General features: G+C 52.0%; 10 protein-coding genes. 5 read left to right on the top strand and 5 right to left on the bottom strand.

The features are described 5' to 3' along the window. Positions 1-30: 30 nt before the first annotated feature. Together SPM24T3_RS01230 and zapG are read right to left on the bottom strand one after the other, a co-directional pair. Positions 31-1395: a Do family serine endopeptidase gene (locus SPM24T3_RS01230; protein WP_009634860.1), complete on the bottom strand. Its 1365-nt coding sequence runs from the start codon at positions 1393-1395 to the stop codon at positions 31-33. 77 nt (positions 1396-1472) lie between these two features. Further along, entirely contained in the window at positions 1473-1877 is a 405-nt protein-coding gene (zapG, locus tag SPM24T3_RS01225) for a Z-ring associated protein ZapG (protein WP_009634859.1), read from the bottom strand. A gap of 290 nt (positions 1878-2167) precedes the next feature. Between zapG and zapE the strand changes: the two genes are divergently transcribed. The 5 genes from zapE (at position 2168) to sspB (ending at position 5974) form a co-directional block, all read left to right on the top strand. Next, positions 2168-3298 (top strand): cell division protein ZapE, encoded by a 1131-nt coding sequence (zapE, locus tag SPM24T3_RS01220; protein ID WP_009634858.1) that lies wholly within the window; start codon positions 2168-2170, stop codon positions 3296-3298. Between the two features lie 318 nt (positions 3299-3616). Next, on the top strand, positions 3617-4045 hold the full coding sequence (gene rplM / locus SPM24T3_RS01215) for a 50S ribosomal protein L13 (protein WP_009634857.1): 429 nt from the start codon (positions 3617-3619) through the stop codon (positions 4043-4045). 15 nt (positions 4046-4060) lie between these two features. Next, on the top strand, positions 4061-4453 hold the full coding sequence (gene rpsI / locus SPM24T3_RS01210) for a 30S ribosomal protein S9 (RefSeq protein ID WP_009634856.1): 393 nt from the start codon (positions 4061-4063) through the stop codon (positions 4451-4453). A gap of 387 nt (positions 4454-4840) precedes the next feature. Then, entirely contained in the window at positions 4841-5485 is a 645-nt protein-coding gene (gene sspA / locus SPM24T3_RS01205; RefSeq protein WP_009634855.1) for a stringent starvation protein SspA, read from the top strand. Positions 5486-5488: 3 nt separating this feature from the next. Next, positions 5489-5974 (top strand): ClpXP protease specificity-enhancing factor, encoded by a 486-nt coding sequence (sspB, locus tag SPM24T3_RS01200; RefSeq protein WP_009634854.1) that lies wholly within the window; start codon positions 5489-5491, stop codon positions 5972-5974. Positions 5975-6050: 76 nt separating this feature from the next. Here sspB and SPM24T3_RS01195 read toward each other — a convergent pair whose 3' ends face one another. The 3 genes from SPM24T3_RS01195 to SPM24T3_RS25350 all read right to left on the bottom strand — a co-directional run bounded on the left by SPM24T3_RS01195 (position 6051) and on the right by SPM24T3_RS25350 (position 12784). Continuing rightward, positions 6051-7469, bottom strand: coding sequence for a glutamate synthase small subunit (locus SPM24T3_RS01195; protein ID WP_009634853.1), 1419 nt, complete (start codon positions 7467-7469; stop codon positions 6051-6053). Between the two features lie 9 nt (positions 7470-7478). Continuing rightward, positions 7479-11951, bottom strand: a complete 4473-nt coding sequence (gene gltB, locus SPM24T3_RS01190; RefSeq protein ID WP_009634852.1) for a glutamate synthase large subunit — start codon at positions 11949-11951, stop codon at positions 7479-7481. A 599-nt stretch (positions 11952-12550) separates the two neighbouring features. Continuing rightward, positions 12551-12784: a hypothetical protein gene (locus SPM24T3_RS25350; protein WP_157135218.1), complete on the bottom strand. Its 234-nt coding sequence runs from the start codon at positions 12782-12784 to the stop codon at positions 12551-12553. Positions 12785-12829 lie beyond the last annotated feature (45 nt).

The following is a 12829-nucleotide window of genomic DNA, read 5'->3' as shown; positions in this document are numbered from 1 at the left end:
GGGCGTAGTCTACACTACGCCCAAATTATGTTACGGCATCAACAAATAAATGCTCTGGCCTTTACGCATCACGCTAATGGCGATGAGGTCCGGTTTGCTTTCCAGAACTTTACGGAAAGCATCGAGGTTGTCGATTGGTCCACGATTGACCGCCACAATGACGTCACCCGCCTGGAATCCAACCTGATCCGCCGGTGAACCTTTGACGACATCATCAACCTGCACGCCTTTGCCCGTTTTGCTATCAACATTGCTTAGCGTAGCACCGGTCAGCGCCGGATTGATTTTTGCCAACTCCACGACAACTTCAGGACTTGCGCCCAAGGTAACGTTGACGTCCATTGCTTTGCCGTCGCGCAGAACACCCAACTTCACAACAGCACCCGGGCCGAGGGATCCTACTTTTGCGCGCAGCTCGGCAAAGCTGCTCAGAGCCTGGCCGTCGAGAGTCACCACCACATCACCGGATTTAATTCCGGCTTTGGCAGCGCCAGAATCTGGTAACACTTCATTGACGAACGCACCGCGCTGGCTGTCGAGCTTGAATGCCTTGGCCAGATCCGAGGTCATCTCGCTACCGCGGATACCCAGCAGACCGCGCTTCACCTGACCAGACTCAATCAGCTGCTTGCTGAGATTCTTGGCCATGTTGATAGGGATAGCAAAGCCAATCCCCATGCTGCCACCTTGAGATGAAAGGATGGCGGTATTGATGCCAATCAGCTCGCCGTTGAGGTTAAGCAGCGCGCCACCCGAGTTGCCGCGGTTAATTGAAGCATCGGTCTGAATAAAGTTTTCCAGACCTTCGAGATTCAAACCGCTGCGGCCCAGCGCAGAAATAATGCCAGAGGTTACGGTTTGCCCCAATCCGAAAGGATTACCAACGGCCACGGCGAAGTCACCAACGCGCAGTTTATCCGAGTCTGCCATCGGGATTTGAGTCAGGTTTTTAGCGTCTTTCAGCTGAATGATGGCGATGTCGGACTGGTCATCTTTGCCAATCAACTTGGCGTCATACTCACGGCCATCATTAATTTGTACGGTAATTTTGTCGGCGTTGCTGACGACGTGATTATTGGTCAGCACATAGCCCTTGGCGGCGTCGATAATCACGCCCGATCCCAAGCCTTCAAATTTCTGGCCGCCCTGCTGCTGAGCGGGGGCATCCGGGCCAAAGAAGAATTTAAACTGTGGTGGTACCTGATCGCTCGGCGGCTGGGTACCAGATACTTGCACGCTGACCACTCCCGGCAGCACTTTTTGCAGCATTGGGGCCAGGCTGGGCAGAGTTTGTCCCTCAACGGCAACGGGCAGGGCAGCGTTAGCTATCTGAAAAGAAGAGAGGCTTAATCCAAGGCTGATAGCCAGTGCACTGAGTAGAAATGATTTTTTCATTTGGATCACTCTCCGAGAATTACTGCAGATGACGTGCCAAAAAGAGCCAGTGACTGAGGCCACTGGCTTGATGCTACTTATTTGCGGATTGGGCGATCGCCAGTACGCAGCAGGCCTGAAGCACCGTCGGAGTAGTCGCGAGGCATTTCAACCGGAGCCTGGTCGTTATCGGCCTCAGAGCCGGTCAGGCGATAGTTGAACGGATTGTCCTGCACAGGCTGGTCTGGTAACAGGTTGTTGGAACTTTTCGCCATGTGCTGGTAAAGCTGACGATAGTCTGTCGCCATATTATCAAGCAGCTCGGCGCTGCGAGCAAAGTGCCCCACCAACTCCTGGCGGTACTCTTCAAGCTCGGCCTTGCTCTTGTCGATCTCGTTTTGCATCACTTGCTGATCGCGTAATTTACGATTGCCAAAGCGCATCGCTACCGCCCCAATGACGATACCGACCACTAATCCAATGAGCGCGTACTCCCAAGTCATAATAACTCCTATTATTGACAACATTGTCCTGTAGGGCTTTTTGGCGTAACTTTCTTACCAATCTTTTTAAACAAAACTTTTACATGGCAAGCTTTACGTCAAACAGATAACCACTATAACCGTTAACCTTGGGTTAGTGGAATCCTGTGGTAACTTTCGCAGCGGCTCGGTGTGGCTTCAGATGTGCCAAGTGCAGCAAAAGCGGCGAAATAGTGGAAAAATCTGTGTTAAACGTCATGAAAACATCGCCACGAATAACTGAAAATATTTTCTCAGGGACGTTCAATATCATGCAATCAAAAACACCGCTTACCTCTTATCAGACTGCACTTGATGCCGGAGAGTTCCAGCCGGATGCTGTACAAAAGCAGGCTGTGACTCGTCTTGACGCCATTTATCAGGAATTGGTAGCGAAAAAACCAGCAGAATTGCCCGAAAGCAGCGGCTGGTTAGGTAAGTTATTTAAAAAGAATTCGGCCAAGGCGACGATTCGCCCGGTGCAGGGTCTCTACATGTGGGGCGGAGTGGGGCGCGGTAAAACCTGGCTGATGGACATGTTTTTCCATAGCTTGCCGGGCGATCGTAAAATGCGGTTACACTTTCACCGCTTTATGCTGCGTGTGCATGAGGAGCTGACCGAGCTGCAAGGCCATTCGGATCCGCTGGAACTGATTGCCGACCGTTTCAAACAGGAAACGGACGTGCTGTGCTTCGACGAATTCTTTGTTTCGGATATTACCGACGCGATGCTGCTGGCTACGCTTTTGCAGGCGTTGTTCGCCCGGGGGATCACGTTGGTCGCAACCTCTAACATCCCACCGGATAATCTTTATCGCAATGGGCTGCAACGAGCGCGCTTCCTGCCTGCCATCGCGCTGATTAATGAGTTCTGTGATGTGATGAATGTCGATGCCGGCATCGACTATCGGCTGCGGACGCTGACCCAGGCCAATCTTTGGCTGACACCGCAAGCAGGTCAGACGTTGAATGATCTTGCAGCATCGATGCAGCAGATGTTTGGCAAGCTGGCGGGTAAATCTGGTGAACCAGCCGTTTTGCAGGTTAATCATCGCCCTCTCAAGGCTATTTCCTCTGCGGATGGCGTACTCGCGGTTGATTTCCATACCTTGTGTGAAGAAGCGCGCAGCCAGCTCGACTACATTGCCCTTTCAAAGCTCTATCACAGCGTGATATTGCATAATGTGCCGGTGATGAACGCCGATCAGGAAAATGCCGCACGTCGCTTCCTGGCGCTGGTGGACGAGTTTTACGAACGTCACGTCAAGCTGGTGGTTTCAGCAGAAATGCCAATGTACGAGATTTATCGTGGCGAGCGTCTGAAGTTTGAATATCAGCGCTGTTTGTCACGTTTGCAGGAAATGCAAAGTGAAGAATATCTTGCTCGCGAGCATCTCCCTTGAGGCTGGCGAAATAGTGCGCAATAAATGTTCATCTTCGATACAATGGAGAAAGCAAAAAACTTCACTTTTTTCCAAAAAAGGGTTCGATTTTTGCTGGGGACTTCTCTATAATCTTGCGACCCCACGTTACAACAAAGTTTTTTTCCCGAAACTTTATAGTGCCGGCAATGGCTATTCGAAGGGGTAGGTTTGCTGGACTGATGGTCGTGTGAACCTCCAATACTTATTTTGTAAACTGTGTTTGAAAAAATGTAGTTTATAAAACATATAGGCGTTTGGGTGTTCGCCAACGTGTAACTTAAATTGGGTAAGCTTTTAATGAAAACTTTTACAGCTAAACCGGAAACAGTACAGCGTGACTGGTTCGTAGTTGACGCAAGCGGCAAGACCTTAGGTCGCCTGGCCACTGAACTGGCTCGCCGTCTGCGTGGCAAGCATAAAGCGGAATACACTCCGCACGTTGATACTGGTGATTACATCATCGTTCTGAACGCAGAAAAAGTTGCTGTAACCGGTAACAAGCGTAACGACAAGATTTATTACCATCACACCGGCCACATCGGTGGTATCAAACAAGCGACCTTTGAAGAGATGATTGCTCGCCGTCCTGAGCGTGTGATTGAGCTCGCGGTTAAAGGCATGCTGCCGAAGGGTCCGTTGGGTCGTGCAATGTACCGTAAACTTAAAGTTTACGCGGGCAATGAGCACACTCATGCGGCACAGCAACCGCAAGTTCTTGACATTTAATCGGGATTATAGGCAATGGCTGAAAATCAATACTACGGCACTGGTCGCCGCAAAAGCTCCGCAGCTCGCGTTTTCATCAAACCGGGTAGCGGTAACATCGTAATCAACCAGCGTAGCCTGGAACAGTACTTTGGTCGTGAAACTGCCCGCATGGTAGTTCGTCAACCTCTGGAACTGGTCGACATGGTTACCAAATTTGACCTGTACATCACTGTTAAAGGTGGTGGTATTTCTGGTCAGGCTGGTGCTATCCGTCACGGTATCACCCGTGCACTGATGGAATATGACGAAACTCTGCGTGGCGAACTGCGTAAAGCAGGCTTCGTTACTCGCGATGCTCGTCAGGTTGAACGTAAGAAAGTCGGTCTGCGTAAAGCACGTCGTCGTCCTCAGTTCTCCAAGCGTTAATTTGCCTCCTGCTTCGGCAGAGGGTTGGGATTTCGGTCCCTTCCAGGCATTACGCTACAAAAACCCGGTCTTGTACCGGGTTTTTTTTCGTCTCAAAATCCTTGTTTTATGCTGCTAATTAGCGCCTGAAAAACATTTCCATACGAAATCGCATCTGACATCCCCACAGAACGAGCAAAATCTGGTAAACTATCACACACTTTTGCGCCTGTTCGCCGAGCCGTGAACCTTGCTGAACTTGCTGGCTCTGTTCCCCCGCTTTGGCTTATCTACGAAACTGTGGGTTACAGGTGAAATGTGCCCGAACTACGATGGGCATGATTATTCAGGATAGCAGCCTGATAGTGGCTATTCGCAGTATAATTCTAGATAAACTTGGAGGTTTTCATGGCTGTCGCTGCCAACAAACGTTCGGTAATGACGCTGTTTTCTGGCCCGACCGACATTTTTAGCCATCAAGTACGTATCGTACTGGCGGAAAAAGGTGTCAGTGTCGAGATAGAGCAGGTAGAAATGGATCACCTGCCACAGGATCTTATTGACCTCAACCCGTACCGCACTGTGCCTACGTTGGTCGATCGTGAGCTGACTCTTTTCGAATCCCGCATCATCATGGAATACCTTGATGAGCGTTTCCCGCACCCACCGCTGATGCCGGTTTATCCGGTTGCCCGTGGTGAGAGCCGTCTGATGATGCACCGCATCGAAAACGACTGGTATTCTCTGCTGCGTCAAATCGAGCAGGGTTCTGCTGCCGAAGCCGATGCTGCTCGCAAGCAACTGCGTGAAGAGCTGCTGGCTATCGCGCCAATCTTCTCTTACATGCCTTACTTTAAGAGCGAAGAGTTTAGCCTGGTCGATTGCTACCTGGCTCCGCTGCTTTGGCGTTTGCCAGAGTTGGGCATTGAGTTGTCTGGTGCCGGTTCTAAAGAGCTTAAGGTCTATATGACTCGCGTATTCGAGCGTGATGCATTCCTGGCGTCTTTGACTGAGCCAGAGCGTGAAATGCGTCTGAACGGTGGCCGGGGTTAAGTTATGGAGATGACAGAGATGTCTCCTCGCCGTCCCTTCCTGCTGCGTGCGTTCTATGACTGGTTGCTCGACAACCAGTTAACGCCGCATCTGGTGGTCGACGTCACCCAGCCGGGTGTGAGTGTGCCGATGGAATTTGCTCGTGATGGGCAAATTGTTCTCAATATTGCGCCGCGTGCGGTTGGCAGCCTTGAACTTGGCAACGCCGATGTCCGTTTTAATGCACGTTTTGGTGGCGTTCCGCGCGAGGTTTTCGTACCTATCGCTGCGGTATTGGCTATCTACGCGCGCGAGAACGGCGCAGGCACTATGTTTGAACCTGAGCCGGGTCTTGGTGGCGAGGGTGAATTCGAGCACCTCGAAGAGCAAAATACTGAACCGACTATGTCAGTGATCGACGGCGATCTGCCCGATAACGCTGAAGACGGTGATGATGAGCCGCCAACGCCGCCACGCGGTGGGCGTCCATCGCTGCGCGTCGTTAAATAAACAACGTCGCAGTTCAGAGCATAAAAAAAAGAGACCGCATTTGCGGTCTCTTTTCACATCTACAGTTCGCGAAGTTTTAGACTTCCAGGAAGCACATAATACCGTCAGCGGCTTTACGGCCTTCTGCGATCGCTGTGACTACAAGGTCTGAACCACGAACCGCATCGCCACCAGCGAAGATTTTCGGGTTGCTGGTCTGGAAGGCGTTTTCGCTGCCTTCTGGTGCCAAAATACGGCCCTGATTATCCAGCTCAACGTCGTGAGCGGCCAGCCATTCCATCTTGTGTGGACGGAAGCCAAACGCCATTACAACGGCATCGGCATCCATTACATGCTCAGAACCTGCAACGATTTCAGCACGGCGACGGCCCTGAGCATCTGGAGCACCCAGTTCGGTACGCGCCATGCGAACACCCGATACGCGGCCAGAGTCGTTCAGCTCAATGCTCAGCGGTTGCAGGTTGAATTTGAATTCAACACCTTCTTCACGGGCATTTTTCACTTCGCGGCGTGAGCCTGGCATGTTTTCTTCGTCACGACGATAAGCACAGGTTACTTCGGTCGCACCTTGGCGAATCGAGGTACGCACGCAGTCCATCGCGGTATCGCCACCGCCCAGAACTACCACGCGTTTGTGCTCCATGCTGACGTAAGGCTCGTCTGGCTGGGCTTCAAATTTCATCAGCTGTTTAGTATTGGCAATCAGGAATGGCAGAGCGTCGTACACGCCCGGCGCATCTTCATTCTCCAATCCACCGCGCATAGACTGATAAGTCCCCACGCCCAAGAATACGGCGTCGTATTCTTCCAGCAGTGCATCCATGGTCACGTCTCTGCCGACTTCAGTATTGAGTTGGAACTCGATACCCATTTCGGTGAAGATTTCGCGCCGCGTGGTCATCACTGATTTTTCCAGCTTGAACGAAGGAATGCCGAAGGTCAGCAGCCCACCGATTTCAGGATGACGATCGTAAACTACCGCCTTGACGCCGTTACGGGTCAGCACGTCTGCACAGGCCAAACCTGCCGGACCTGCACCGATAATCGCTACACGTTTACCGGTAGGGTGCACATGAGACATATCAGGACGCCAGCCCATCTCGATCGCTTTATCATTGATATAGCGCTCAATGTTACCGATGGTGACGGCACCAAATTCGTCGTTCAGCGTACATGAACCTTCGCATAGGCGATCCTGCGGACAAACGCGCCCGCAGACTTCTGGCAGACTGTTAGTCTGATGCGCAAGATCTGCCGCTTCCATGATACGCCCCTCATTGGCCAGCTTCAGCCAGTTAGGGATGTAGTTATGGACCGGGCACTTCCACTCGCAATAAGGGTTACCACAAGACAGACAGCGGTCCGCCTGTGATGCAGCCTGGGTTGCCGAGAACGGCTCATAAATTTCGACAAACTCAATTTTACGGATCTTAAGCGGTTTCTTTGGCGGATCAACGCGCTGTAAGTCGACAAATTGATAAACGTTTTGACTCATCTTAACCTCTTACTGCGCTTGAACCCGCAGCTCGGCTGCGGAACGACTACGGTGACCCAACAATGCTTTAACATCACTGGACTTTGGTTTTACCAGGGCAAATTTAGGCGCCCATTCAGGCCAGTTCGCCAAAATCTCTTCACCACGGGTCGACGCGGTCAACTGTACGTGTTCGGTAATCAAACCACGCAAGTGTTCTTCATGGATTGCCAAATCTTCAACCTCGAGCACTTCGACCAGCTCAGGGTTAACGCGCTTGCGGAACTCGCCGTCTTCATCGAGAACGTAAGCGAAACCGCCGGTCATGCCTGCACCGAAGTTCACGCCGGTACGACCCAGAACGCAGACGATGCCGCCCGTCATATATTCACAGCCGTTATCGCCAATACCTTCAACCACGGTGATAGCGCCGGAGTTACGCACTGCAAAACGCTCACCTGCACGACCCGCTGCAAACATCTTGCCGCCGGTTGCACCATACAGGCAGGTATTGCCGACAATGCTGGCTTCGTGACTGCGGAATGCCGACCCAATTGGAGGACGAATTGCAATACGTCCGCCGGCCATGCCTTTACCCACATAGTCGTTCGCATCGCCGGTCAGCATCAGGTCAACGCCGCCTGCGTTCCAGACGCCGAAGCTCTGGCCAGCCGTGCCGTTAAAGTTGATGCGCACTGGATCTGCCGACATTCCCTGATCGCCGTGCTTCTCGGCGATAGCGCCAGAAAGCAGCGCGCCAACAGAACGGTCGGTGTTGCGAATATCAAAGTAGAACGCCTTGCTCTGCTTCGCTTCAATGTGCGGTGCAGCCTGCTCCAGAATATCTTTGTTCAACTGACCTTTATCAAAGGCCGGGTTGCTCTCGGTGCAGTACACCGCCTTGCCCGGATGCGGGGTCGCGGTAACCAGCAGAGGAGACAGGTCCAGCTTGTTCTGTTTGGCGGTAAAACCGTCCAGCTCGACCAGTAAATCAGTACGACCAATCAAGTCTACCAGCTGGCTGACACCCAGCTCGGCCATGATTTCGCGGGTTTCCTGTGTAATGAACTTGAAGTAGTTCACCACGCGCTCAGGCAAGCCGTGATAATGGTTGCGGCGCAGTTTTTCGTCCTGGGTTGCCACACCGGTTGCGCAGTTGTTCAGATGACAAATACGCAGGTATTTACAACCCAGAGCCACCATCGGGCCTGTACCGAAGCCGAAGCTTTCCGCACCGAGGATTGCGGCTTTAATTATGTCGGCACCGGTTTTCAGACCGCCATCAACCTGCAGACGGATCTTGTGACGCAGGCCGTTGGCAACCAGCGCCTGTTGAGTCTCAACCAGACCCAACTCCCAAGGGCTGCCTGCATATTTCACCGAGGACAGCGGGCTTGCACCGGTACCGCCGTCGTAGCCGGAAATGGTGATCAAATCAGCATAGGCTTTCGCCACACCGGTCGCGATGGTGCCAACGCCTGGTTCAGAAACCAGTTTGACGGAAATCATCGCCTTCGGGTTCACCTGTTTCAGGTCGAAAATCAGCTGTGCCAAGTCCTCGATTGAGTAGATATCGTGGTGCGGCGGAGGTGAAATCAGCGTCACGCCTGGTACGGAATAACGCAACTTGGCGATATAAGGGGTAACTTTATCACCCGGCAACTGACCGCCTTCGCCCGGTTTTGCACCTTGCGCAACTTTGATCTGAATAACGTCAGCATTGACCAGATATGCCGGGGTCACGCCGAAGCGGCCCGAAGCAACCTGCTTGATGCGCGATACTTTATTTGTTCCGTAACGCGCCGGATCTTCGCCGCCTTCGCCCGAGTTGGAACGACCGCCGATGCTGTTCATCGCTTCAGCCAGTGATTCGTGGGCTTCAGGGCTCAGAGCACCGATAGACATCGCCGCCGAGTCGAAACGGGTAAACAGACCTTCAGCCGGCTCAACCTGATCGACAGGAATTGGCGCGCCATTCGGCGTGATTTTCAGCATGTCACGCAGCATGGAGGCCGGACGTTCGTTGACCAGCTTGGCATACTTTTTATAGTCGTCGTAATCGCCGCTGTTCACTGCCGTTTGCAAAGTCTGCACTACGTCAGGGTTATAAGCGTGATATTCGCCGTCATGCATGTATTTCAACAGACCGCCATTGTCCAGCGTCTTGCGTTTCAGCCAGGCGCGTTTGGACAGATTTTGCAGGTCCATCTGGAAATCACTGTAGCTGGCACCGCCGATACGGCTGACAACGCCAGGGAAGCAGAAGTTGCTCAACTCTTTATGCAGACCCACGGCTTCAAACAAGCGTGCGCAGCGATACGAGGCGATGGTCGAAATGCCCATTTTGGACATGATCTTGTACAGACCTTTGTTGATGCCGTTACGGTAGTTCAGCATCACTTCACGATAATTTTTATCGATGACGTTTGCGTCAACCATCTTGGCCAGTGTTTCATAGGCCAGATAGGGATAAACGGCGGTCGCACCGAAGCCGAGCAACACGGCAAAATGGTGCGGATCGCGGGCGCTGGCGGTTTCAACAATGATGTTGGCGTCGCAACGCAGGCTCTTCTCGACCAGACGGTATTGCAGCGCACCCACGGCCATTGGCGCAGGCAGCGGCAAACGGTTCTGGGCAATATTACGGTCGGACAGCACCAGCAACACGGCACCCTCACGCACTTTGCGCTCGCCTTCGTCACACAGCTGCTTAACAAACTGCTCCATATCCATTTCGGCTGGATCGTAAGTCAAATCCAGAGTCTCGGCGCGGTAGTACTTGCTGTCGAGCGTGGTTAACTGAGTAAAGTCGGAGTAAAGCAGGATCGGCGATTTAAAGCTCAGACGGTGTGCCTGACCTTCGGCTTCGCAGAACACGTTCATCTCGCGGCCAATGCTGGTCGCCAGTGACATGACGTGCGCTTCACGCAGCGGGTCGATTGGCGGGTTGGTAACCTGCGCAAACTGCTGACGGAAATAGTCATAAATGATGCGCGGACGACTGGACAGCACGGCGAACGGCGTATCATCGCCCATGGATCCGACCGCTTCCTGACCATTCTCACCCAGCACGCGCAGGATGGAGTCCAGCTCTTCGCTGCTGTAGCCAAACTGCTTCTGATAAGTTTCCAGCAGTGAATCATCAAGCTCGCGCTTGCCTACCTGATCGTCAGGCAAATCTTCGAACGGCACCAGACGCTGAACGTTTTTTTCCATCCACTGCCTGTAAGGGTGACGACCTTTCAGATCGTTGTCCGTTTCTGCAGAATGGTGAATCTTGCCGCTGCGGGTGTCGATAACCATCAGCTCGCCAGGTCCAACGCGGCCTTTTTCAACCACTTCATCCGGCTGGTAATCCCAGATACCGACTTCAGAGGCGCAGGTAATCAGCTTGTCCTTGGTGATAACGTAGCGCGCAGGGCGCAGGCCGTTACGGTCAAGGTTACAGGCTGCATAACGACCATCAGACATTACGATGCCTGCAGGGCCGTCCCACGGCTCCATATGCATGGAGTTGAAGTCGAAGAATGAACGCAGATCCTGATCCATATCCGGGTTCTGCTGCCAGGCTGGCGGTACCAGCAAACGCATGGCGCGCAGCAGGTCCATACCACCGGCCAGGAACAGCTCCAGCATGTTATCTAATGAACTGGAGTCGGAACCCGTTTCATTGACAAACGGAGATGCATCCTGCAGATCGGGGATCAACGGGGTTTTGAATTTGTAAGCACGGGCGCGCGCCCATTGACGGTTACCCGTAATGGTATTGATTTCGCCGTTGTGCGCCAGATAGCGGAACGGCTGGGCCAGCGGCCAGCGTGGAACGGTATTGGTAGAGAAACGCTGGTGGAACAGGCAAATGGCCGATTCCAGACGCAGGTCTGCCAGGTCAAGATAAAAGCGCGGCAAGTCTATCGGCATGCACAGGCCTTTATAGATATTCACCGCATTGGAGAAGCTACAGATATAGAACTCTTTATCTGGGGTCTCAGTCTCGCTAATGCGTTTTTCAATGCGGCGGCGCGCCATGTACAGGCGACGCTCCATATCACGCGGACGCCAACCGGCAGGCGCGTTGATAAAAATCTGTTCGATGCGCGGCATTGAAGACAGTGCGATCGAGCCGAGAACGTCAGGGTTCGTCGGGACATCACGCCAGCCTACAACCGACAGCGTTTCATTCAGAATTTCTTCTTCGATGATGCGGCGGCTTTCGGCTGCGAGCTCATCATCGTTATTGAGGAAGATCATGCCAACGGCATAGTTTTTCGCCAGGCGCCAGCCGCGCTCTTCGGCGATCATCCGGAAGAAACGATCCGGTTTTTGTAATGACAGACCACAACCGTCGCCAGTCTTTCCGTCAGAAAGAATTGCGCCACGGTGTTGCATACGTGCCAGGCCGTGAATGGCCGTGCGGACGACCTTATGGCTAGGTTCGCCTTCAATATGGGCGATCAGGCCAAAGCCACAGTTATCCTTCTCATGGGATGCATCATATAACATAACGTGAACCTCCCCAGGCTCTGCGAGACTCTCACACCTACTGCGAGGGAGCAAAATAACGGCTGACTCAGCGTTTAACGCACTCTAATGGTGCGATTTTGGCTGACATCCTCCGTCAGTAGCCCCTCGTGACGGTTCTCACAAGTGGAATATGACTTGTTTTAATGAGGGAGTCTTCAATTACTGCATAAATATGACGAGTTGTTTGCTCATCGATTTTTAACTGATAAAGAGTGCTTCCAGCGGACTTCCAACTTAGCGAGAAAGCGTTCTTAGGTCAAATATCGGTTGACGCATTGCCAAAAAGGTCGTTTTATCAATTAAGATATTGAATTATATGATTTAAGTTGTTTTTTAGTAGCCATATTAACAGTGTGGAGCAGTGGATGAAGTGTGAGCTGTCTCACTGTAGTGTATGCTGCATATCTGTTCACCATGCTGGAACGGAATGTTTTGCCAGCGTTTTATTCTGTCAAATGCCCTTGAGGTGTGCTTTATTGCTGTTTTTAATCATACGGTAATAATGTACTAATAAGAGTCGCATAATAAGAATTATTCATAGCGACAGGAATGACTTTATTTGCAGTAATACTGCATAGTTATTCTTTGTGATTGGCGGTTGGGTTTAAAAACGCTAATAAAGAAAAGATAAAAGCCTTTAGGGGCTTGGCCTTGGAACATTCAGGCGGGGCGCTATTTATAATCTGCGGGTCGGGAATAGTCAATAAACACCATTTTGAATCATTGCACCATTGCTCGTTCATCCACGGTGCAGAGTTGGCAATGTCAGCGTTAAAAGTCTCTTCTGAACTAATATCTGCGTCATTTTTCACCCCATTTGCGGTATCATTTGTCTCTACTTTATTCCAGTCGGGTTG

This window comes from Serratia sp. M24T3, assembly GCF_000257645.1.
Classification (GTDB): Bacteria; Pseudomonadota; Gammaproteobacteria; order Enterobacterales; family Enterobacteriaceae; genus Rouxiella.
Note: the sequence above shows the minus strand (reverse complement) of the source record. Positions and strands in the feature narration are given on the sequence as shown.